18 protein-coding genes are annotated in these 24,676 nt (G+C 45.9%); 7 read left to right on the top strand and 11 right to left on the bottom strand.

Going from position 1 to position 24,676, the window contains the following annotated elements; genetic code table 11:
- Window positions 1-53 precede the first annotated feature (53 nt).
- Window positions 54-4,217: a DUF7619 domain-containing protein gene (locus RA156_RS00725; RefSeq protein WP_306641976.1), complete on the top strand. Its 4,164-nt coding sequence runs from the start codon at window positions 54-56 to the stop codon at window positions 4,215-4,217.
- Window positions 4,218-4,554: 337 nt separating this feature from the next.
- Entirely contained in the window at window positions 4,555-6,201 is a 1,647-nt protein-coding gene (locus RA156_RS00720; protein WP_306641974.1) for a hypothetical protein, read from the top strand.
- Between the two features lie 299 nt (window positions 6,202-6,500).
- Here RA156_RS00720 and RA156_RS00715 read toward each other — a convergent pair whose 3' ends face one another.
- From RA156_RS00715 to RA156_RS00685, 7 genes are all read right to left on the bottom strand, one after another.
- On the bottom strand, window positions 6,501-7,715 hold the full coding sequence (locus RA156_RS00715; RefSeq protein WP_306641972.1) for a bifunctional folylpolyglutamate synthase/dihydrofolate synthase: 1,215 nt from the start codon (window positions 7,713-7,715) through the stop codon (window positions 6,501-6,503).
- Window positions 7,716-7,730: 15 nt separating this feature from the next.
- On the bottom strand, window positions 7,731-8,516 hold the full coding sequence (locus RA156_RS00710) for a hypothetical protein (RefSeq protein ID WP_306641971.1): 786 nt from the start codon (window positions 8,514-8,516) through the stop codon (window positions 7,731-7,733).
- A complete protein-coding gene (locus RA156_RS00705; RefSeq protein ID WP_306641969.1) occupies window positions 8,516-8,911 on the bottom strand; it encodes an ExbD/TolR family protein in 396 nt (131 codons plus the stop codon). Before RA156_RS00705 ends, RA156_RS00710 begins: the two co-directional genes overlap by 1 nt.
- Window positions 8,912-8,916: 5 nt before the next feature.
- Complete coding sequence (locus RA156_RS00700; protein WP_306641967.1) at window positions 8,917-9,627, bottom strand: MotA/TolQ/ExbB proton channel family protein; 711 nt, start codon at window positions 9,625-9,627, stop codon at window positions 8,917-8,919.
- A 140-nt stretch (window positions 9,628-9,767) separates the two neighbouring features.
- Window positions 9,768-11,255 (bottom strand): sodium:proton antiporter NhaD, encoded by a 1,488-nt coding sequence (nhaD, locus tag RA156_RS00695; protein WP_306641965.1) that lies wholly within the window; start codon window positions 11,253-11,255, stop codon window positions 9,768-9,770.
- A gap of 8 nt (window positions 11,256-11,263) precedes the next feature.
- On the bottom strand, window positions 11,264-12,496 hold the full coding sequence (locus RA156_RS00690; RefSeq protein ID WP_306641963.1) for a Glu/Leu/Phe/Val dehydrogenase dimerization domain-containing protein: 1,233 nt from the start codon (window positions 12,494-12,496) through the stop codon (window positions 11,264-11,266).
- A gap of 123 nt (window positions 12,497-12,619) precedes the next feature.
- Window positions 12,620-13,693 carry an anhydro-N-acetylmuramic acid kinase gene (locus RA156_RS00685; protein WP_306641961.1) on the bottom strand — a complete coding sequence of 358 codons (1,074 nt, stop codon included), beginning with the start codon at window positions 13,691-13,693 and terminating at the stop codon, window positions 12,620-12,622.
- Between the two features lie 77 nt (window positions 13,694-13,770).
- Here RA156_RS00685 and RA156_RS00680 point away from each other — a divergent pair, with 77 nt between their 5' ends.
- The 3 genes from RA156_RS00680 (at window position 13,771) to RA156_RS00670 (ending at window position 17,952) form a co-directional block, all read left to right on the top strand.
- Window positions 13,771-14,913, top strand: coding sequence for an acyl-CoA dehydrogenase (locus RA156_RS00680; protein WP_306641959.1), 1,143 nt, complete (start codon window positions 13,771-13,773; stop codon window positions 14,911-14,913).
- A gap of 75 nt (window positions 14,914-14,988) precedes the next feature.
- A complete protein-coding gene (locus RA156_RS00675; RefSeq protein WP_306641957.1) occupies window positions 14,989-17,472 on the top strand; it encodes a hypothetical protein in 2,484 nt (827 codons plus the stop codon).
- Window positions 17,473-17,475: 3 nt separating this feature from the next.
- Entirely contained in the window at window positions 17,476-17,952 is a 477-nt protein-coding gene (locus RA156_RS00670; RefSeq protein ID WP_306641956.1) for a nuclear transport factor 2 family protein, read from the top strand.
- 106 nt (window positions 17,953-18,058) lie between these two features.
- Here the strand turns inward: RA156_RS00670 and recG are convergent, their stop codons facing one another.
- From recG to RA156_RS00650, 4 genes are all read right to left on the bottom strand, one after another.
- On the bottom strand, window positions 18,059-20,164 hold the full coding sequence (recG, locus tag RA156_RS00665) for an ATP-dependent DNA helicase RecG (RefSeq protein WP_306641954.1): 2,106 nt from the start codon (window positions 20,162-20,164) through the stop codon (window positions 18,059-18,061).
- A gap of 75 nt (window positions 20,165-20,239) precedes the next feature.
- Window positions 20,240-21,487 carry a pyruvate dehydrogenase complex dihydrolipoamide acetyltransferase gene (locus RA156_RS00660; protein ID WP_306641952.1) on the bottom strand — a complete coding sequence of 416 codons (1,248 nt, stop codon included), beginning with the start codon at window positions 21,485-21,487 and terminating at the stop codon, window positions 20,240-20,242.
- Window positions 21,488-21,520: 33 nt separating this feature from the next.
- The gene (gene pdhA / locus RA156_RS00655; RefSeq protein ID WP_434064854.1) at window positions 21,521-22,465 is read right to left on the bottom strand and encodes a pyruvate dehydrogenase (acetyl-transferring) E1 component subunit alpha; all 945 of its coding nucleotides are present in this window, start codon (window positions 22,463-22,465) and stop codon (window positions 21,521-21,523) included.
- A 174-nt stretch (window positions 22,466-22,639) separates the two neighbouring features.
- The gene (locus RA156_RS00650) at window positions 22,640-23,122 is read right to left on the bottom strand and encodes a cytidine deaminase (RefSeq protein ID WP_306641948.1); all 483 of its coding nucleotides are present in this window, start codon (window positions 23,120-23,122) and stop codon (window positions 22,640-22,642) included.
- 60 nt (window positions 23,123-23,182) lie between these two features.
- Here RA156_RS00650 and RA156_RS00645 point away from each other — a divergent pair, with 60 nt between their 5' ends.
- Entirely contained in the window at window positions 23,183-23,947 is a 765-nt protein-coding gene (locus RA156_RS00645; protein ID WP_306641946.1) for a polyphosphate polymerase domain-containing protein, read from the top strand.
- Between the two features lie 15 nt (window positions 23,948-23,962).
- Complete coding sequence (locus tag RA156_RS00640; RefSeq protein WP_306641945.1) at window positions 23,963-24,676, top strand: DUF4956 domain-containing protein; 714 nt, start codon at window positions 23,963-23,965, stop codon at window positions 24,674-24,676.

Here is a 24,676-nt window from a genome sequence, read left to right as displayed (position 1 = left end):
TCAGGCCGAGACTCCTTCAATTATTTCGTACCTTCCCGGTACTACCTTGTACTATGAAAACTTTCCTCACATTACTTTTGAGTGGTTGTGCGCTGCTTTCTTTCGCTCAATTCAACACTTCTGTAGTCCTTATGGAATCGTCGCTAGACGAGCTTTTCCGACCTTCTAATGCGGTCATTGGTGATTTGAACAATGATAGCTTCAATGACGTTATTGCCGCTCCACAGGGCGTTGCATTTCTAGGAGACGGAACAGGTAATTTCCAGAAACTTCCTCCCATTGAAGGCAATCTCAAGTTGATGGAATTGGCCGACCTCGATCTTGATGGTGACCTCGACATCATTGGTACCAACTATGAAAACCAATTGATCATTTATACGAATGATGGGTCTGCCAATTTCTTAGGGCCTATCCCTTCAAATGAGAGTTTAGATGAGATTAATGCAATAGAAGTGCTCGACATCAATCAAGATGATTACCCAGACATTGCTATATCCAACGGTGCCGTTTCAGGGCTCTACTCCTTATTGAACGATCAGAACGGACAGTTCTTCGAGCAAGAGCTGATCTTTGAAGAAGCCATAAATACAATAACCGACTTGTCTTCCGGAAATTTAAATGGAGATGACTTCCCGGATCTTATTTGGTCATATAACTCAAACAGCGAGATTTTTCATCAAATCAATTCAATTGGATCGTTCGCTTTTCCTATTTCCATCACTGAATTTCAATTATATAGTTCTGAATTCACCATTGCAGATATAAACAATGATGATTTAGACGACATCATTGCCCTTGACCCCTCTGCTTCATGGAAGTTTATCAATAATGGTGATGGATCATTCAGCGCTGAAGAATTCGAAGATGACAACGGCGCCAGCGCTCCTCAGGTGATTGATATAGATGGTGATGACTCTTTGGAATTGTTTTATAAAAGTAATGGCCAATATTCCCTTCATAGCATTGACGAAAACGGCAATATCTCTCCTTCTGAATCCATAACGGTTCTTTACGGTGGTTCAAGCATTTTCGCCTTTGGAAATTTTAATGGGGACCCCGCGCTTGAGATGTTTTCGTGCATGAACAGTGCAGACTTCCTAATGTATTATTCTGGCGAATCGTTCACTGATGGAAAAATCATAAACACCGATCTCGATTTACAAGAGTACTACACCTATCAAGTTGCAGATTTATCTAATGATGGCACCTCGGATATCGTCTTCAATCGGTCCTCTCTGTCTGGCCCAAAAGAGTATAGCCTGGACGAATCATTAGAAGTGGAAAATCGACGCATTCACAGCGCTTCAGGAGATAACAACTTTACTCCAATTTTCTTGGACTTAGATGACGATGGAGACCTAGATATGGTGTACCCTTACGGCATCTACATTGACTCAGAACACATCGGAATTAAATACCGCACCGAAGAAGGAGGCTATGCCAGTATCGGTAATATCAGCGGTAATTCACCTCACCCTATTGAGCTTAATGGTGATGAGCACACTGATCTGATTTACAATACACAGTGGACGACTACGACTACCGTCCGTCAAAACCTAGGAGACGAGGCCTTCACAAACGTGAATGAATTAATGTCAGACAATGGTGATTTCTTTGACTTCAATTTCGGGGATATTGACAACGACGGACTTAACGACATCATCTCATACAAAGAGTATTTCGGAGGACAATGCGACGTTTGGCGCAACCTAGGGAACTTCCAGTTTGAGCTGGTGGTAAGTGATTTCAATTTCGGCAATGATTTCGCCATGCTCTTCGACATCAATGGCGATGGATTTGATGACATCGTATATACACCGGTATACAGTGACCCGGGAATCTTCGCTCGCATATCAAATGGTGATGGCAGCTTCCAAAACCCTATTGCTTACACCGAAATTGAAAGCGTAGAAGACATTACTGTTCTTGACTGGAACCTTGACGGTCTAGACGATTTAATTCTTCATTCTGACAGTGAAATCGGAACATGGCTTCTCCTAAACAATGGCGATGGAACTTATCAGGAAGAAACCTTCCTCAACGACTACACGGTTTTAGGAAGTGACCCAACCTTCGTTGATATTGATCTCGATGGCGACATTGATCTAGTCCAACGCGAGAATACAGATAACTCTCAACGACTGGTGGCCTACATTTCTAACATCAGTCAAGGATGTACAGACCCAACAGCCTGCAATTATGAACCATTTTATCTTGACGATGATGGATCCTGTTGCTATGGCACTTGTGGCTGTTTAGACCCTGAATCTTGTAATTACGATCCGGCTGCAGAATGTGTGGTAACATGTGTTTATCCAGGTTGTACTGATGATACGGCATGTAATTATAATCCCCAGGCCGGTTGTGATGATGGGTCTTGTGCTTGGGAAGGGTCTATTTCCGGATTTGTATTCCATGACCTAGACGGAGATAACTTCTTCGAAAATCAAGGTTTCTTCGAACTCGAATCAGGTTTAACTAATTGGTCAGTCACCATCGAAGAATTGAATTGGGTCGGCTTCACCAATGGAGATGGCTATTTCACCTTCAATGACGTTCCTTTTGGCGAATACACTGTGAGCCTCGTTCAGATTCAAGATGGGTGGGTTGCACCGAATGGTGGAAGCTTCACTGTTGTCATCGATGAATGTGGAAACATCGAAGAAAACATAGCAGTAGAATGGGACTCAGACGCGAACTTCTGGGTCTCAGGCCCTATCAACATCTGGAATACGAACCTTCATTGCGATGATGGAATGAATCCGGGGATTTGGGTGCAGAACACAGGAGGAATTCCATTGAATGGTGAAGTCACGATTAGCTTTAATCCCGATCTGGTGGCTACTGAATTAGGGGGTGAAGCAGAAACCCCTGACCTCATCGAAGAGGGAGTAGTTTCATGGGTGCTTGACGGTGAGCCTCAACCTGGACAAGATCTCTTATATCAGTTTCATATTGAAGGCCCAGGAGTAGATCTCATCGGACAAATCGTACCAATTGAAATGACGCTGACGTTGGTAGACGAAAATGACGTGGAGTACTACACAAATACCTGGACGTTGTATCCAGAGGTTGTTTGTGCCTACGACCCGAACGACAAATACACTGAGTTCCCAGGATACATCGATCAACATCATTTCGTGTTGAAAGAAGACGAAATGGAGTACCGTATTCGTTTCCAAAACACTGGAAATTTCCCTGCAGAGAATGTCATTATTCGCGACACCTTAGACATTGCCCACCTCGACCTCAGTACCTTCCAGCCAATCTTCGGCTCACATGACTTTACCACATGTGTCAAGCCTGATGGTGCTGTAGAATTCAACTTTGCAGACATCCAACTTCCAGATAGCACTTGCTGCTTTGATGAAAGTCAAGGGTACGTGGTGTATCGCATTACCCCAAGAGAAGATGCACAGGCCGGAGACATTATTAATAACACCGCGCACATCTTCTTTGACAATAACCCTGCGATCATCACCAATACCACGTGGCACACCATCTATGAATGCTCTGATGACCATGCAGCTTTCACTACAGACAATGATTTCTGTGTGGGTGAAGTCATTGATTTGGTGAATGATTACCCTTATGTAGAAGAATACATTTGGACCGTAGACGGTCAAGTTGAAAGCAACGAGGCATTCATCTCTATCAATAGCGATGAACCAGCAACATTCGAAGTCTCACTTGAAATTTCTAATCCACTATGTCAGGCGATGACAAACGAAGTAATCAACGTTCACGAAAACCCTGAATTGCTAGAAATAACGGCTGACGGCTTTAATACGCTTTACACAGACGAAATCGAAGGTTATTCATACCAATGGTACCTGAACGGGGAAGCGATGGAAGGCGAAAATAGTGAAGTCTTATTCATAGAGGAAGACGGACTTTATGCGCTAGAAATCACCAACGAATTCGGATGTTCAGTCATCACTGATGAGGAGTTCTTCATGTATGTTGGTGTAGAGGAGTTTTCAGCAGATACTGTCAAACTTTATCCAAACCCAAGCTCAGGTCAAATTGTCCTAGAATTCGAAAACGCATCCCAACGTTCTATTGAAATCTATTCCTCTACCGGACAACTAGTCCACTCGCAAGTAAGTCTTTCTGATATCATACAACTAGACCTTTCCGCGCTAGCGAAAGGAAGTTATTCTGTGAAAGTAACTTCGCAAGAAAGCTACACATCTGGAAGGCTCATTATTAAATAATGATTGGTGCATGCTTCTTGATTTCGGATACCAAACGGTATTGCACTCACATTGTAAACCGAGCTTGACACGCCTTATTGAACCTAAATTTCGCCCTGATTACTTTCTACTAAAGTGACCTCAATTCCGAAGGACCTGAAATTGAGCTAAAAAACATTGTATTGCCCCAGTAAACTGTATCGAACAAAAGTTGAAAATTTGAGTAGCGAAATATGACGCGAGTCAACAGAAATTCCAAGATCGTGACTTATACTTGAATTATCGAATCACTCGGTTGAACTCTCTGAAGAGATGCCTTATTTTCAATTCAAAAGAACTACAAATTAAATTCATCACCATGACTCGAAAACTGACTCTTTCATTAATCATGTGTCTTTTAACCGTTATGCTGCAAGCTCAAACGGTCAATTTTGGTGAATCCATCAGCCGTAAACATGATTTCGTAGGCACAATTCTAGGAGAGAGTGAAGATCATATCATCCTCTACAACCAGGTAAAAGGAGGCGACGATCCGGATCATCAAATTGTAGTTCTTGACCGCAAGAATGGTTATACGGAAGTAACTACCATAACAGAGCCAGCTTATCACCCTGACTACAAGGAACAGAAGCTTATTTCAGCCCTTTTCTCGGATTCAAAGCTCTTCACTATTTATAAAGCATATCATAAAACGGAAAAAGCAGCGTATGCGCTTGCCCGAGAACATAATCCGGCAACAGGAGAACCACTTGGGGAGCCTATTCAACTGATTCAGCCCGGCCTCAAAATGAAAAAACTCTCTGGACTTGAAGTAACCGCTGTATCATCGCCGAATGGGCAGCACACAATTGTCAAGGCCAGAAATGCCTCAGAAGACGCCCCTCTAGCTCCGGAGGAGGCTATGTTTATGACATCGAAAACCAAAGATTACAGTGTTGCACATTTTGACCAGAACCTTAACCTTATTAGTCAACTGAAAGGAGTTTCACTTCCTATGGGGCCACAATTCGTCACTAATGAAGGTAATCTCTTTTGGTACCAGATTTCTCAATTAAGTGGGAAGGAAATGAAAATTGCTAATGCATCGAATGAGTTTCGAATTGAAACGAGCAAATTCCCTAATGTCGAAGGACTCAAAGACGGATACCTCTTCGAACGTCCATACGGAAGCTCCCTGAGTGATGACGGACTTTATCTAACTGTTAAACCAGGAGTAGGCGAATTTACAAACGAGCAAAACAGAACGTTGAAGGCATGTGGAATCGAAATTACTGACATTAACAGTGGAACTGTTCTTTTAAATCAAGCCGTTGACATATCGCAAAAGTCTCAACTCGAAATGAACGAAGGTTTCATTAAGCCTGAAGACTTTTTAGGGCTTTTTCAAGAATTCGCAGTAGAAAAAGCCGAATTCACTTCTGATGATGGATTTCTTGCAGTTATTTCATGCCAGGAATTTGGGAATAAAGGGATGGTTCGCTTCGGTCGTCCGACTCCTAACCACTTTTTCTTTGGCAATTCTTATGTCGTCAAATTCAATTCTGATTTTGACATTGAATGGACTACGGAAATTGCCAAAGAACAATACTTTGATCTTCAAGTGACTGAAACAGCCACGAATTCCACTGCAGTGAACGGTTGGTCCATGCCAAGCGGAGCAAAAAAGAACAACCTGGCCTACCAAATCCAGCCTTTCTTTGGCACCAACAGTGAAATCATCGATAATGACCTTTATGTCTTTCATTACAAAAGCAATGGCGCCAAGAAGCAAGGGAGATTCAACTATCTCTCTCAGGATGCGCTTTTGAAATTGAAGAATGCGGTCCTAGTGGTCACAAAAGTAGACCTCAACACTGGCGACAGTCAAACGAAGGAAATAAGCATAGATTCTTCAGAAGGACTCCCTACTCTGAATAATCTTTACTTATCTAAAATTGACAATAATCTTCTTACCATTTCATACGTGGGATCGTCATACCGAATGACGGAAATTGTAGTTGAGTAATACTGCTCAAACCTAACGAGCTCACTTTGCTTGAATCAAGGAGTAAATAGAAGGCCAAAAGAATGTCTGAACTCAATATGACTTTCTTTCTATCTGCTTCAAGGCTGCTACTCCTTGTTGGGCTCAGTTTTGTCATTCTCACGGTTATGACAAGCTCATATTCAATGTCTACTTGATTGAATAGTGAGTCATCATCCTTACATAACGATCAACGATGCGCACCTCGTCGAATTAAATAGGCAACTCTTTGTAGTCTTTCGAAAAAGCAACATATGGAGTCTTGGAAGAATATCTTTGAACTAAACCACCTCAGCCACCACAAACACACTTCCCCCAATATAAATCAGGTCCCGGTCTGTGGCATACAATCTTGCTGCTTCGTAGGCTTTATTGACGCTACTAAATTTCTCGCCTTTCAGGCGGAACGCTAGCGCTTTTTCTTGCAGCTCATCCGCTGGCATAGCTCGTGGAATATTGGCTGCAGCGAAGTAGTAATTTGCCTCTTGTGGAAATAAGGGTAGAACTGTACTCAAGTCTTTATCGGAGGAAACCCCTATGATGATGTGCAGGTTATGATACTCATACTGCGAAAGCTTCTTCATTGCTCCAGTCAAGCCTTCTGCGTTGTGTGCACAGTCAGCAATAGTCAACGGACTTTCATTCAATACTTGCCATCGTCCCAAAAACCCGGTGTTCTGAACTACCCGTGCAAAACCCTTGACCACAGCATCTGAACTGATTTCCCAACCGCGGTCGCGAAGTACTTTTAAAGACGTATAAGCCGTTCGAATATTCTCTTGAACAAAGGGCCCATCCAAATCACTTGGAGGGATTTTCGTCGTTTGTTCTGCCTTGTACAATGGAGCTTTAACTGATTCCGCGCTAGCGAGCATCACTTGCATTGCTTCATCTTGAAGCTGACCCACAATCACCGGAACCGTGGGCTTAATGATACCGGCCTTCTCCTTGGCAATCTGAGGAATGGTATCACCCAAAAACTGCATATGATCAAAACCGATGGAAGTGATTACACTCACTTCCGGACGAACAACATTGGTAGAATCGAGGCGACCACCCATGCCCGTTTCAAGCACCACGACATCCACTTCTTCTTCCAAGAAATACCAGAAGGCCATGGCCACAGTAATCTCGAAAAACGAAGGCTCAATGGAAGACCAGCTGCCTTTGAAACGATCAACAAAAGACACGACCGCATCTTCAGAGATCATCTCGCCGTTGATCTTAATACGCTCCCTGAAATCGCGGAGGTGAGGCGAGGTGTACAAACCAACCTTGAATCCAGCCTCTTGAAGAACAGAGGCCGTCATGTGCGAAACGGAACCTTTACCATTGGTTCCCGCCACATGGACAAACCGCAGTTTTTCGTGGGGATTCCCCACCGCTTGACAAAGCGAGATGGTGTTGCTGAGGTCAGCCTTATAAGCAGCAGCGCCCATGCGTTGAAACATGGGCAGCTGCTGAAATAGGTAATCGAGGGTTTCTTTATATGTCATGCCCCCTATATTTTCTTATTGCAATTTGAAACGGAAGGTCATCTCCCCTTTCTGCTCTGCCGGAGCATCACTCTTCACTTCGAATCGCGCTGTCAAAGCCGCCTCTTCAGCAAGCTTGAACAGTGAGTTACTAGAGGTTGTACTTTTCACATAATCGCGATCAGTACGAAGTACGTTACCTTGACGATCAACGTAGATTTTGAGAACTACAATTCCTTCTTCCGATGGTGTAACGTTCTTTGGTTTTCCAACCATTCCACGTCCTCCCAAAGAGAATCCAATACCATCGCCTTGAACTACGCCAAGACCGTCGATGTCGCCTTGTGGATCACCTTCGTTGCCTGTTCCTTCAGTAGAACCGTCGGAACCGCCACCACCGCTGGTGTTCATGTGTTCAAACGCTTGGCTCAAACCTGAGCTCACTTGTTGTTCTTCCTCCACAGGTTCAGGGTCTGGATCTGGTTCAGGGTTCGTGTTCGTTGGAACACTGACGTCAGAAGCATCCTGTGTCACCACTTCTTCAGCGGCGGTCACTTGTGTTTCTTCAGCCTGAGCTGATTCCTCTTCCACTACATTTTCTGGAGTTTCTGAAGGCACCTCTGTTTCATTGTCACCACCAGCTTTAATGTCTTGACCGAAGTCAGCCATTCCTACTGCGATGTACTCTTCTCCTGGGGGTGGGTCAGGAATAGTGAATGCGACAAGAAAGAAGCATAGGACGATGATCCCCGCGAAAAAGATTCCAGAGAGCGTCGCCGCGATCTTGCGGTCTTTCTTTTCTTCTTGTTCTCGTGTACTCATTACTCTTTCTTTGGTTTAGAACCGAGCATGACCTTCCAGTCGTTGGCTTTGGCCATACCGATCATTTCAACGGTAGCTCCCGTAGGAACTTCTTTGTCTACATTCAGGTAGAGTACCTTATCTGACATCCCTTCCATCTCAATCTTCAACAAGGTCTCCACGTCTTCCTTTTTGACTTGTCCTCCTTTGATGTAGTAAGACATGTCAGGCTTAATCGACAGGGTCACTTTCGCATGCGAATCTGTACCTCCTTTGCTCTGTGGAAGGTCTACATTCACTCCGCTACTCACCAAGGTTGAGAGGATCACGAAGAAGATAAGTAGCAGGAAGACGAGGTCAGTCATTGACGACATCCCTGCTGATGGGGAGACTTTATTTCTTTGTCCTAAATCCATAGTGCTTATTTTCCTGGTTCCTCAAGAACGTCCATGAACTCGATGCTCGATGACTCCATCTTGTGTACTACTTTCGATACTTTACTCACGAGGTAGTTGTAGGCCATGTAACCAATGATACCCACGATCAAACCAACAATGGTTGTAATCATCGCTTGTTTGGTACCGGCAGAAAGGTCTTCAATACCTACAGAACCCGCGATCTCCATATCGAGGAATACTCTTACCATCCCAATTACCGTACCAAGCATCCCAATCATTGGGGCCGCACCGGCGATGGTAGCAAGGGTACCGAGGTTCTTTTCCAATTGGTAAATCTCAAGCTTACCAACGTTTTCAATCGCAACACGGATATCCTGAAGTGGCTTTCCGATACGGGCAATACCTTTCTCCAACATACGAGCAATCGGTGTATTACTTGTAGCACATAGGTTACGTGCACTATCCAATTTACCGTCGTTGATGTAGTCTTTGATTTTATTCATGAAGTCTTTCTCTTCACGCAAAGACTTATTGATAGCGAGGGTACGCTCAATAAAGATGTAGATCGCTGCCAAAGACAAGAGTGCCAATGGTATCATGATGTACCATCCACCGTCCATTAACAGTTCCAATACAGATACTTCGATCTCTGTAGATTCAGGAGCCGCATCGCCCATGGCGTCTGCCGCCTGGTCTCCTACATTCAAATTTTGAAGCAACACAAGCAGGTTCATTCGTTGGTTTCTTTAGAATTATAAACGCTGAAATTATCGAATTATTGACGCGAGCATTCGCGAACGCACAGCACTTAATGACAAATGCAGCGTGGATAACCCTTCTCAGCGAAGAAACCAGTCAGGAAAGAAACCTGGATTTAGAGCATGAACATGAGGTAGTACACACCAGCTCCAGCGAGGTAACCAGCGACAGCAAGAAGAGACATCTTCTTGAGGTACCAGATGAAGTCAATCTTCTCTAGTCCCATTACCGCTACACCTGCAGCTGAACCAATGATCAAGGCACTACCTCCGGTTCCAGCACAGTAAGCTAGGAACTGCCAGAAGATACCGTCCTGAACAAAGTTCGGATCCCAATCTCCTGCTGCTTGTGCCGCCGGAATCACATCGTACATACCCATTGACGCCGCCACCAAAGGCACGTTGTCAACGATCGACGAAAGAAGACCGATAGCCAAGTCAATGAAGAAGACATCAGCCAGTGTTACGCGCAGCCAATCTGCCATGACCAAGAGGTGACCTACTTCTTGAAGCGCAGCAACAGCCAAAAGAATCCCAAGGAAGAATAACACTGAAGAAGCATCAATCTTGCGCAATACAGCAATTACCGAAAGGTGATTCTTTTCTTCAATGTTCTTGTTACGGTGCAGAATCTCAGTAACCAACCAAAGGAAACCAAGCGATAGCATCATCCCCATAAACGGAGGAAGATGCGTTACGGTCTTGAAGATTGGCACAAAGAGTAGTCCAGCAACTCCAAGGAAGAACACCAACTTACGCTCACCATCAGATGTTGGATTCACGTAGTGCTCAGCTCCTGAAGCCTTCATCGGACGTTCCACTTCACCTTTTAATGTGAAGCTTGTGATCACAAGCGGTACGATCAAACAAACCAAACTTGGGATGATCAAGTTGGAGATGATCACTGGAGTTGTCAACTGACCTCCAATCCAAAGCATAGTGGTTGTAACGTCACCGATTGGAGACCACGCTCCACCAGCGTTCGCGGCGATAATCACCATACCAGCAAAGAACCAACGCGTTGGCTTATCTGCAATCAGCTTCCGCAGCAAGGATATCATGACAATACTGGTTGTCAAGTTATCTAGCGCTGCAGAGAAGAAGAAGGTTAGAAGGGCGATAATCCATAACAGTTTGACCTTGTTCGTCGTCTTTATTCGATCTGTGATGACGGCAAATCCTTCATGGGCATCTACCAATTCAACAATGGTCATGGCTCCCAAAAGGAAGAATAGGATACTCGCAATTTCTTCAAGGTGGTGCAACAAACGGAACTCGTAGAATGAGCTCGTGGTGTACTGCACACCTTCTTTGAAACCTGCTGGTTCTTTCAAAGCATCTACCAATTCTTCTTTTGTCACTGATTCATCGTGACCTTCAAATTGGATGACACCTTCCCCTGCGATTTCTTCAGAAGGAGTGACAATGGCTTCGTATTCGTGTGATAGGTGATCCGGTACGTGACCATGTCCACCAACAACAAAAACTGCCCAACAGATAGTACCTGTGAGCAGTGCAAAAGCCGATTTATCAACTTTAAGTGGGTGTTCTAGGGCAATCCCTAAGTACCCAAGAACGAAAATTACGAGGATCAAAATTTCCATGTCCTGTCTTATTTCATGAGTTTATTCAACGAGATCTCAAATGCGGTCTCGGTAATATGCGTACGATCTGAACGCTTCGCGTAGGTAGCTTCCAACGCTTTCTTGATCGTATCTGATGTATCATTAAATATCGATTCGTCGCTCATGTTCACATCGTCTGTTGACATGAGGTAGGCAAATACGCGTGCCATACCGCAATTCGCGATGAAATCAGGAATCACTGCCACATGCTGGTCAGCGTATTCCGCGATAGCGCCGTAGAAAATCTCAGGATCAGCAAACGGAACATTTGCCCCACTAGAAACTACTTCTAGCTTGCTGTTGATCATACGTTCGATCTGGTCTTTCGTGATCAAACGAGAAGCTGCACATGGCAAGAACACTTCTGCATCGAGGTCCCATACCTTCTCATTCACTTCTTCGAATGAAAGCATGTTGTCAGCGCGCAATGCGTTACCATCTTTGTTCAGGAACAATTGAGTCACTTCTTCAGTACTCAACCCTTCTTGATTGATGATTCCGCCAACACGGTCAATGATTCCAACGATTTTCGCTCCTTGGTGAGCTAGGTAGTATGCCGCGGCTGAACCCACGTTACCCCATCCTTGAACTACCACGCGCTTTCCTGCCACCTCACCTCCGTAGATGTTGTAGTAATGATTCACTGCTTCGGCTACTCCGTAACCAGTGATCATGTCAGCAACACAGTATTTCTTATTAATATCGGGAGAATACTGCTCATCTTCCAACACCTTGATCACACCTTGACGGAGTTGACCAATGCGACGCACTTTCTGTGCTTCATTTGGTTGGAAGTGCCCATTGAACACCCCTTCCTGTGGGTGCCAAACACCGCAATCTTCAGTAATTGGAATCACCTCGTGGATCTCGTCAACATTGAGGTCTCCACCTGTTCCGTAGTAGTGCTTCAACAATGGAGTCACCGCTTGGTACCAGCGCTCCAAAACATCTTTCTTACGTGGGTCACGTGGATCGAAGTTGATCCCCGATTTTGCTCCTCCGATTTGAGGTCCTGATACCGTAAACTTGATCTCCATGGTCTTTGCCAAGGATTCAACTTCGCGTTTATCGAGTCCAACACGCATACGTGTTCCGCCTCCGGCAGCACCGCCTCTTAATGAGTTGATGACTACCCAACCTTGCGCATCCGTAAATGGGTCTTTCCATTCGAATACTACCTCAGGTTGTTTCTCTTCGTAAGCTTTAAGCAGGTCTTTCATGGGCTTCAGAAATCGCGTCAAATTTAGGATTTTAGGTTAGTCGCTCAGCGCGAAACCCAAGAGATATTGACAACTTGTAAAAATGAGCAGTTCAACTGTACTTCTGAACGGTTGATTTGTACCTCATCGCCGTAGTCCCAAGACTAAGCTGCCCGCACTGTGATCTGCGGATGCTCCCGTCACACTCGACAGTACATTGACCTCTCCTCGAAGTCTTAACACACCTAAGAATGCAAAGATCAGTGCCTCTTTGTAGGCCACGATTTCATCACTAGGCACATCCACGGTGATCCCGCTCTTCTTTCTGAATTCTTCGATCAAGTATTTGTTGAAGGCGCCTCCTCCTGTAACCAATACGTCGGCCGCATTACCTGCCAAATCAGAAGACAGTCGTTTCACCATGTGTTGGACCGCCGTATGCAGTCTGTCCTCCAAGGGAATGCCTTCATGGAATAACGGCCACACTTCTTGTTCAAACCACTCTCTCCCTAAGCTCTTAGGAGCATGCAGTTGGTAATAGACGATCTGTTCAAGATTCGTCATCAAGCCTTCGTTCAAGGATCCCGATCGAGCGATATTCCCATCGGTATCGAAATCCATGTCTCGTTCGTTGGCAAGTCGGTTCAATAAGAAGTTGACCGGACAAACATCCCAAGCCATGCGGTTTCCATCACGTTCAAGGCTCACATTCGCAAAACCTCCGAGATTCAGACATGCGTCATAGGCACCAAACAGCATGCGATCTCCAATGGGAACCAAGGGAGCCCCTTGCCCACCAAGGGCCAAATCCATACTCCGGAAATCACCAATGGTGGTTATTCCTGTTTCAGCAGCTACTTCGGGCACCGCACTAATCTGTAAAGTGAGTCCGTGAGCTGGATCATGGAAGATGGTATGACCGTGCATCGCGATGAAGTCCGGTTCCGATTCCGCGCTAGCGAGAAAATCACGAATAGCCATACCCGTCAAACGACCATGATCTATGTGAAGTCGCGTTAAGCCATGTCCGTCAAGCTCGTGCGGGTTCTGTAAACGCTGAGCCATCTCATATTCATACGGAATGGTTACCGCTTTTTCGATCTGAAATGTCCATTTCTCATTTTGTTCAAATGAGCATAAAGCAAGGTCTAATCCGTCAAGGGACGTACCTGACATGACACCTAAAGCCAGATATTTATTGGCTTGTTCCTTCTGCATTGGCAATTGGCATTGAAAGAATTAAATTTGCACACCCTGCAAGATAGCAGGAGATCTAAACCTGAGAATCCATCAGTATGAATTTCGAAATGACCGAAGAGCATATTGCGGTTCGCGACGCAGCCCGCGATTTTGCGCAAAATGTATTGAAACCAGGCGTAATCGAACGCGACAATACCCAAACTTTCCCAACCGAATACATCAAGCAGCTAGGTGAACTTGGCTTCATGGGTATGATGGTTGACCCTAAATACGGTGGATCAGGTATGGACACCATCTCTTACGTGCTCGCCATGGAAGAGATTTCTAAAGTAGATGCTTCTACTTCAGTTTGTATGTCAGTAAACAACTCCTTGGTGTGTTGGGGACTTGAAACTTTCGGAACTGAAGAGCAGAAGCAAAAGTACTTGGTGCCTCTTGCGAAAGGAGAAAAGATTGGTGCCTTCTGTCTTTCTGAGCCGGAAGCAGGATCTGATGCGACAAGCCAACGTACAACGGCTATCGACATGGGTGATCACTACCTTTTGAACGGTACAAAGAACTGGATCACAAACGGTGGTACAGCTTCTACTTACCTCGTGATCGCTCAGACAGATACTGATAAGGGCCACAAGGGAATCAATGCCTTGATCGTAGAACGCGACATGGAAGGATTCATCGTTGGTGCGAAGGAAGACAAACTCGGAATCCGTGGTTCTGACACGCATACATTGATGTTCCAAGACGTGAAGGTTCCTAAGGAAAACCGCATCGGAGAAGATGGTTTTGGATTCAAGTTCGCGATGAAGACACTTTCTGGCGGACGTATCGGTATCGCTTCTCAGGCACTCGGAATTGCTTCTGGAGCTTACGAACTCGCATTGGCTTACTCGAAAGAGCGCAAGGCATTCGGTAAAGAGATTTCAAAGCACCAGGCCATTGCCTTCAAATTGGCAGACATGGCTACGCAAATTGAAGCTGCTCGTCTTCTTTGTCTGAAGTCAGCATGGCTGAAAGACAACAAGATGAACTACGACCAAGCAAGTTCAATGGCGAAGTTGTACGCTTCTGAGGTAGCTATGAAGCAAACGGTAGAGGCTGTTCAGATCCACGGTGGATATGGATTCGTGAAAGAGTACCACGTTGAGCGCTTGATGCGTGACGCGAAGATCACTCAGATCTATGAAGGTACGAGCGAGGTTCAGAAGATCGTGATCTCACGTAATCTGCTCCGCGACTGATCTTCCACAGGTCTCTGTTCAATTCACTCTTGACATTGCGATAAAGGCACGCCTGCTTAGGCTTTCTTTGTTGTGATGATCTTCAAGCGAAGTATTCTTACCCTCGTTGCGCTTGCTGCAGCAGCTGCTTCGGTATGGTTCTACATGGAATCAGGCCCGAAAAGCCTTGGCATTCAAGACGTAACTGAAGTCGTTCCTGATCGTGCGAATGCCGCGCTGAGGGTGTCCAATCTAGGTGCATTCCAGCAGCAGGTAAACGCACAATCCGCCTATTTGGATCTTCACCCAGCTTTATCCTGGTTGACTGAATTCAATGTGGCCAATGATAGCTCTTGGTTTGCTTCCAGTGAAGCAATGATCATGGAGCTCGCAGATACCACTTGGATGGTCATCTCGCTTCCGAGCGCTTGGAACAGCAAGGAACAAGAAGGTTGGTTGGTCAAGAACCTCGGCTGCAATCCCACAGGAAAAGGACGTTTCAGCTTGCCTTCTCAGCGCTTTGGAACCGTAGCCAACGACTTCTTCTACATCACAGATCAGGCGAATGCGGTTCCGCCACAGGCGAAAGAAGATCAATTCTACCGTCAACAATTCTTGCGCTCCGGTACTTGTGACCTAAGCGAAATCAGGCATTTATCAGGTACGGCCATCCCTTTGCTTGGCACGCAACGTTCAAGTTATGTCATCCGTGACTACCAACTCAGCAATCAGTTCTTACTGTGCGAAGAAATTGTAGAAGATGCGGTGGCCTCGTTGAAGTTCGGTCCTCTACCGGCTGATTGGAAAAAGGTGCTCCCGGTTGACTTGACCTCCTTTGAAGCAGTGGGCGCCGACATCGGTTTTGACCTCATCAATGAGTACCGAAAAGATCTTGAAGAGCGTGATGAATTGGCTGCATACAATAGCTTGCTGGCAGAACTTGAAAATGCTTCTGGGGCTAGCGCCGAACAGCGTTTTGAAGATTGGTGGAGCGGAGGTCTTGCACGCTTCAAAAGCAGCAATCGCAGTTTCTTATTGTTGGGTTGTGTTGATGCTTCGCTAGCACGGAACGCCCTTTCAGGTCTTCCTGGAGCCGAGCGTTCAGAACTGGCTGGAGGCACCATGATCACCCTCGAAAACACCGAGTTGATTGATCACCTCTTCCAAGGTTATCTCAATCAGCAGTTTGGTGCGATTTGGGTCACCGATCAGCAAGTGGTCTTGGCGGAGGATGCTTCTGCCTTGCTCAAACTGGCTTCAAAAGTTCGCACCGGCCAAACCATTGACGACGAACACCTTGTGGCCAAAGCGCTTTCTCGTAACGAACGATTTATTCGCTACGCTCAAATTGAAGAGGCCGCCACTGATTTGCTTTCAGGTACCATCATTCCTGTATTTCCGAATACGAAGAAAGACCCCACTCACTACTTGCACAGTGGTGCCCCTTCACTTGATGATCGCCTCGTCACGCGCATTGAAGTTAGCGCCGCAGCAAAACCGATTTCAGACATTGAGTTGGAATGGGAAGCACAGATTGCAGGAATTCGTCCGCTGACCATTCACAGTGTGCGCAACCATCAGAACAACCAATACTACATGGTGGCGCAAGATGAGAACAACCGCGTTCACGCCATCGACGCCCGCGGAAAAACGATGTGGACGTACGATTGTCAAGCACCAATCATTGGCGACTTCCATACGATCGACCTCTATAAGAACGGACGTGTTCAGGTCATGTTTGCTACCTCTAAAGGACTGCATTGCCTTGACCGTAGAGGCCGCACGGTAGATGGATTCCCGGTTCGACCAAATGGTACGATTTCGGCTCCTTTGCACATTGCAGATTACGACAACAACAAGAACTACCGATTCTTATTAGGGATGGCTGATGGGCGTCTACTCAACTATAAAGAGGAAGGAAAAGAGACCAATGGCTGGAAGCACAAAAAGTCGCAAGGTGCAGTTGTGTATGCCCAGCACATTAAAGCGGGCAACAAAGACTACATCTTCGTCACGCATGAAGGTGGTAAAGTAGAATTACTGAAACGTAATGGTCGTTCACGCTATGATACACGCTTGAAGCTACCTGCTTTCGATGGTGTTCCGGCATTCCGCATGACCTCATCGATAAAGACTAGTACCGTCCTAATCAAAGACAAGCAAGGTTCTATCCTAGAAGCTAGCTTCGGAAACGGGAGTGCACCTGAAACCGCTTTGATCAACACGGCAGACGCCTTTGACCTGACAGATCTCGACGGTGATCGACTTCAAGACCTATTGATCGTATCAGGAAATACGGTGGAAGCATTCACCAGTGGGAAGCAGAAGATCTTCTCTCGCACCTTTGACGAGGCGGTCTTGCCTGAATTGCGTTTGTACAGCTTCTCCGATGGAAAGAAAGTAGGTGCTATTCTTCCTGAAAGCGCAGAGATTCACCTTCTCGAAATCGACGGCTCCACTGCTGCCGGCTATCCTTTGTATGGAGCTGGTCCATTCGTCATCAGAGATTTGGATGCCGATGGTTCCCTCGAATTGATTTCAACAGATGGAGAAGGGTTGTTAGTTTGCTATCAATTGTAAGCTATGAGCGAAAAAGAAATCATCGAACGCTTCTACACCTCTTTCGCTTCACGTGATAGCATGAAGATGGTAGCTCTTTACCACGACGAAGTGTTGTTCGAAGACCCGGCCTTCGGCAAGTTGTATGGAGAGCGCGCCAAAGCCATGTGGCGTATGCTCGTGGCACGCCTAGACCACGGTGCGCAAATCATGCACGGAGAAGTTATTCAACTTGAAGATGGCCGTTACCAAACATCATGGGAAGCACACTATAAATTCGGCCCCAAGAAACGCGACGTAGTCAACAAGATCACCGCCACTTTCGAATTCAAGGATGGTAAAATCATCTCCCACAAAGACGAATTCAGCTTCTGGAAATGGTCTCGCCAGGCCATGGGCCCTCTCGGCTGGCTCCTCGGCTGGACACCTGGAATCAAAAAGAAACTTCAAGCCCACACTAATAATCTTCTTGATAAGTGGGTGGAGAAAGAGTTGAATTGAGTAGTAAAGAATGAATAATAAATAGTGAATCAAGTTCGGACTACAGCAGGCATTCTCCAACACCTTAAGCCCTACGCCTTAAGCCTTAAGCCTTAGGCCTTAAAGGTTAACTAATTCTACTCCAATCCTGTTTACCCCTTCTGATTCGCTTGACCCCTTCTTTTAGCAAGCGGTTTTGATCAGCGTCTAGATGAGGATCTTCCTCTAAGACTTGTTCGGCGATGTGACGTGCCGTGACGAGGAGCTGTTTGTCTTTTACCAGATCAGCTAAGTCTAACGGTAGGTCTCCACTTTGCTGTGTACCCATGAGGTCTCCTGGTCCACGGAGATCGAGATCTACTTCTGCGATCTCGAAACCATCATTGGTTCGACACATGGTCTCGAGGCGAGTGCGGGCATCATTGCTCAGCTTCTCACCTGTCATGAGGATACAGTAACTCTGTTCTGCGCCTCGACCTACGCGTCCTCTAAGCTGGTGCAGCTGCGACAAACCAAAGCGCTCTGAACTTTCAATCACCATAACGCTGGCGTTGGGCACGTTCACTCCTACCTCAATTACTGTGGTAGCCACCAGAATCTGCGATTTACCTTCTGCGAACTGGCGCATTTCGAAGTCTTTGTCTTCGGGCTTCATTTTACCGTGAACAATACTTACTCTGTAGTCAGGAGCTGGGAATGCTCGAGTTACCGACTCATAGCCGTCCATGAGGTCTTTATAGTCCATGGCTTGGCTTTCTTCTATGAGCGGGTAAACGACGTAAATCTGTCGACCCTTCGCTATCTCATCGCGGATGAATTGGAAAACCTTGAGCCGAGACTTATCAAAGCGATGTACCGTTCGAATTTCTTTACGCCCTGGAGGAAGCTCGTCAATCACAGAGACATCCAAATCTCCATACACAGTCATCGCCAAGGTGCGTGGAATTGGAGTCGCCGTCATCACTAAGACGTGTGGAGCGAGTGCGGCCTTCTTCCACAATTTAGCACGTTGAGCCACCCCAAAACGGTGCTGTTCATCAACGATAGCTAATCCAAGGTTTTGGAATTTGACCTTGGGCTCGATCAACGCATGGGTTCCAATTAAGATATCGAGCGACCCATCTTCGAGGGCGGAATGAATTTCCTTTCTAGCTGCGGTCTTCACCGAACCGGTTAACAGCGCCACATTCACATCCATGCCTTCCAGCATTTTGGTGAACGATTCCATGTGCTGAGTGGCTAGAATCTCTGTAGGTGCCATCAGTGCCACCTGGAAACCATTGTCAATGGCTATAAGGGCGCAGATTAATGCAACAATGGTCTTCCCAGAACCTACATCTCCCTGAAGGAGGCGACTCATATGTCGTCCGGTGTTGACGTCACCTCGAATTTCTTTGATAACGCGTTTCTGAGCGTTGGTCAGTTCGAAAGGGAGCTTCTCTGCATAGAACTGATTGAACTTCTCTCCTACGCGTTCAAAACGCACCCCAGGTAGTTCGATGGTCTGTTGGTTCTTCTTCAACAATAAGACTAGCTGCAAGAAAAATAGCTCTTCAAACTTCAAGCGGGTTCGAAAGGCTTCAATGCTTTTCAAATCAGTAGGTGCGTGTAAACCTAAGATGGCCTTTTCCCTAGCGGGGAATTTCATTTTGTCAATCAACCACTGCGGCAACGTTTCAGGAACACCACCATTAACTTGAGGAAGCAAATTCTGAATCAGCTTCATCAAACCATTGGTATGAAGTCCTTTCCCAGAAAGCTTCTCTGTGCTGGAGTACACAGGCTGCAAAGGTTGTTCAGGCCTACCTCTTCGCGCATCCATCGATTCGAAATCAGGGTGCGTGATGTTCCAAGTGTTCTTGTAGAGAGACGGTTTACCATAAAGAATGTAAGTCTTCCCGTAGTGGATCTTTGGTTTGATCCATTTTGCCCCCTTAAACCAGACACACTCGATACGTCCTGATTCATCTTCGAATACAGCAGATAGACGCATCTTTCTCCCCACTCCAATCTCTTGCACTTTGGTGAACTCGCCTTTGAGCTGAACAAAACCAGCATCTGAAACGATATCACTCACTTGATGGAACTGAGAACGATCCACATACCTGAATGGCAAATGGAAGAGCAGTCGTCGGAAATTCCGGATACCCAATTCCTTGGTGAGTAGGTCTGCACGAACAGGACCTACCCCCTTTAGAAACTCTATGGGTGTATCGAGGATATTCTCCGACATAAAACAAAAATAGAGCGGAGAATTTAGATTCTTCCGCTCTATTTATAAGTGTTGGATAAAAGCTTGTGTGCGTGCTTATGTCAGCATGCGTACTGGATTCTCCAATAGGTTCTTGAACGTCTGTAGGAAGGCTGCTCCTGAAGCTCCATCCACTACGCGATGGTCACAGCTTAGGGTTACCTTCATCACGTTTCCTGGTACGATCTGTCCGTCTTTCACTACAGGAACCTGGCTGATTCCGCCAACGGCGAGGATACAGCTATCAGGTGGGTTAATAATTGCAGTAAACTCTTCGATACCGAACATACCTAGGTTAGAGATCGTGAATGTATTTCCTTCCCAATCTGAAGGTTGTAGTTTCTTATCGCGTGCCTTTCCAGCGAATTCCTTCACTTCAGCGTTGATTGTCGTCAGTGCTTTTCCGTCAGCAAAACGAACAACTGGTACCAAAAGACCATCTTCGACAGCAACTGCTACACCAACGTGTACGTGGTCATTGTATCGAATGCGATCTTCCATCCATGCAGCGTTTACTGCTGGGTGCTTGCGCAGCGCGACAGCTGCCGCCTTAATCACCAGGTCATTGAATGACACCTTCACATCATCTTGAGCATTGATCGCTTTACGAGCAGCAATGGCTTCATCCATATCAATGGATACGGTCAAGTAGAAGTGAGGGGCAGTGAATTTACTCTCAGCAAGACGACGTGCAATCGTCTTACGCATTTGAGATACGGCAACATCTGTGTAGCTCTCTTGTCCGAAGGCAGGAGCAGAAGCTGCTGCTGGACGAGCAGAAGGCGTGAATGTTTCGATATCGCGTTTCACGATGCGTCCACCATCACCTGTACCTGCTACCATTGAAAGATCGATTCCTTTCTCAGAAGCCAATCTCTTCGCAAGCGGCGAAGCTTTAATTCGTCCGTTGCTTGAAGGTGCAGGCATTGCTGCAACAGGAGCAGTTGCTGCAGGAGCAACCGGTGCTGGCGCGGGTGCAGGAGCCGGAGAAGGTGCTGCTGGAGCAGGCGCTGGAGCTTCTTCCTTCTTCTCTTCGGCTGCTGGAGCAGCATCATCTGAAGCAAGAAGTGCACTAACGTCTTCACCTTTTTCACCAAGGATACATAGGATTGAATCAACAGGAGCACTTTGCCCTACTTCCACTCCGATGTGCAGAAGCACACCATCCTGGAATGATTCGAATTCCATAGTCGCTTTATCAGTCTCGATTTCAGCGAGCAGTTCACCTGATTCTACGGAATCACCAACCTTCTTGTGCCACTCAGCAACGACCCCTTCGGTCATTGTATCACTGAGTTTCGGCATGCGTACAATTTCAGCCATCTTTCGTCTGGACGATTAGTCGTTTACAAAAGGATAGTCTTCCTGAGTGTAGACATCCTTATAAAGTTCTGCTGCCTCCGGGTATGGAGATTCTTCAGCGAATTTTACACTTTCTTCAACCAAGTCTTTTACTTCCTGCTGTACCTTCTTGATACCTGCTGCAGTCATGTATTTTTTCTTCTTGATCACTTCTAGAACATGGTCGATTGGATCTTGTTCTTTGTACTCAGCTACTTCCTCTTTCGTGCGGTACTTCTGAGGATCAGACATTGAGTGTCCTTTGTAGCGGTAAGTGCGGATATCAAGAAGTGTTGGCCCTTCTCCTTTACGTGCACGCTCTGCTGCACGAGCGAATGCTTCTGTTACTGCTTCAGGACTCATTCCGTCTACAGATTCAGATGGCATTTCGTAAGAGAGACCCAACTTAGAAAGGTCAGTTACGTTTGAAGTACGTTCAACAGAAGTACCCATCGCGTAATTGTTGTTCTCGATCACGTAAATCACCGGAAGCTTCCATGTCATCGCCATGTTAAAGCTTTCGTGAAGTGCTCCCTGACGAGCAGCACCATCTCCGAAGAAACAAACAGTGACGTTGTCTTGCTTACGGTACTTATCTGCAAAGGCAATTCCAGCACCAAGTGGAATTTGACCTCCTACGATACCGTGTCCACCAAAGAGGTTGCGCTCTTTGTCGAACATGTGCATTGATCCACCTTTTCCTTTAGAACAACCGGTTGCTTTTCCGTAAAGCTCAGCCATGACATACTTTGGATGCATTCCAAGTGCAATGGGGTGAGCGTGGTCACGGTACGCTGTAATGACACGGTCATCTTTGCGAATCGCTTCTGTCATACCAGCCAAGATTGCTTCCTGACCGATGTATAGGTGACAGAATCCACCAAATTTCTGTTGAATGTATAGTTGACCACACTTCTCTTCGAATTTTCTCATCAAGAGCATGTCGCGGTACCAGCGTACATAAGTCTCTTTTCCGAACTTCGGAGCAGCGGCCTTCGCCTTACGCGTTGGCGCTTTACGTGTGGGTTTCTTGCTTGCTGTTGAAGTAGCCATAATGCAGTACTTTCGTTTGAACCGACAAATATAACCACTAGAGCTTAGACAAAAGTGTACTTGTTACCCTTTTTTGAGCGCTTCAGGACCAAAGCCAAGAGGCAAAAGTGAAGTAGCGTCTTCAAAGAAGGCCAATCCGCCTCCAGAATTCGCGATATACAACTGAATATCTGAGGGTTGACGATCTGAAACTTCTTTGATAACCTGCCTACATGATCCACATGGAGCGGCAGGGATTCCATCGGTTGAGTGGGTAATGATGTAGATGGTTTTGATAGATTTCTCTGGGAATTTCGCTTTCGCGGAAAAAAGCGCAACCCGTTCAGCACACATTCCTGAAGGATAGGCTGCATTTTCTTGGTTGTTTCCAACCTCTACTGTTCCATCTTCGAACTCAACAACAGCTCCTACTTTGAATTCGCTGTAGGGTGCATAGGCTGAATTCATGCTCTCCGCTGCCAACTCAATCATTTCTACATGTCGGCTATCCAATTCTTTCCAGTCTTCCGTGGTCGAATAGTCAAGCGTTATCACCCGATGTTTCATATCTTTACCTTTCTGGGATAGCGTGAAGTTCGAAAAACTATCGGACTCACCTAAATATGTGTGTTAGATAAGGAGTTGAAGATACTGCAAGGATTTGACCCCATTTCGTTGTCGCAAATGGATGAGGTCGCGCTTCTAGACCGTCAAGACACAAAGTACCTTTTGAAACGCAATGATTTCGCTCGAATTCTTGAAGCGTTGCAAGAAGAGTACTATGCGCTTGAAGTGGTTGGGAAACGTCGATCGCACTATCGCACGCTCTATTTTGACAGTCAAGACCTGCTTTTCTACAACCTTCATCAACGAGGGAAGAAAAACCGTGTGAAGATTCGCATGCGTCAATACGTTGACTCAAGTTTGACCTTTCTGGAGATCAAGCTGAAGAACAACAAAAACCGCACAGTGAAATTCAGAAAGGAGATCGAAGGCATTCATGACACGCTCTCGAAAGATGACCTGGACTTCATCGATGAGAGTTACCGACTTGAAGAACCGCTCAAGGCGAGTATCATGAACGACTTTCACCGGATCACCTTGGTGCACAAAAAGAAACAAGAACGACTCACCTTTGATGTTGATCTTGATTTCGAGAATAGAAAGGAAGAGCACCGCGTATTAGACGACTTGGTGATCGCTGAAATGAAGCAAGAACGCTTTGATCGCGAGTCTCGGTTTGCACAACTGGCAAAACAACTGCATATTCGCCCAGAAAGAGTTAGTAAATACTGCCTTGGAGTAGCGTTGCTAATTGATGATGCAAAGAAGAACCGGATCAAAGAAAAGCTGAGAAGAATTTCTAAGCTATCGGAGACACTGGTTGTTTAGAACCAAATACCTGCAATGAACCAAAATCAATCATTCTCTGGAATGGTGTACCTTGTTTGCACCCTACTATTCTGTCTTTTCGGATTCACGGGCTTTGCCCAGAATGATGAAGTGGTCTTCATTAATGACGACCTAACTCAGCACTTCTCTTTCCTCGGACGACTTGCAATCAACCTCACGGTATCTGTAGTTTTGGTACGTTTGATTTACTACCCAGTAGCCAAGCGTAAAGACTTTTTGTTCACCTACATACTGATCTCGCTTTCCATCTTCTTCTTGTGTTACCTACTCTCTAATGTAGCACTTGACTTAGCCTTTGCACTCGGTCTATTCGCCATCTTTGGTATCATTCGTTACCGTACTGACGCCATTCCAATTAAAGAGATGACTTACCTCTTCATTGTGATTGCGCTCGCCGTAATGAATGCTCTGGTGACAGGAATTCCGTTGGTGGAGATCGGCATAGCAAATGCTTTTGTTTTGGCTATCACTTACGGACTTGAAAAGGTTTGGTTGGTGCGTCACGAATCACATAAGATCGTACTCTACGAACGTATTGAATTGGTAAAAGCTGGAAACAGAGAGGCCCTTAAAGCCGACTTAGAAGAAAGAACCGGTATCAAAATCAACCGTGTTGAGATTGGTCGCATCGATTTCTTACGCGATACAGCTCTGCTGAAGATCTACTTCTACGAAGATGCTCAAGAGGGGCACTACGAAGAGTCTTAA

The sequence above is a fragment of the Sanyastnella coralliicola genome, assembly GCF_030845195.1.
Lineage (GTDB): Bacteria > Bacteroidota > Bacteroidia > Flavobacteriales_D > Sanyastnellaceae > Sanyastnella > Sanyastnella coralliicola.
Note: the sequence above shows the minus strand (reverse complement) of the source record. Positions and strands in the feature narration are given on the sequence as shown.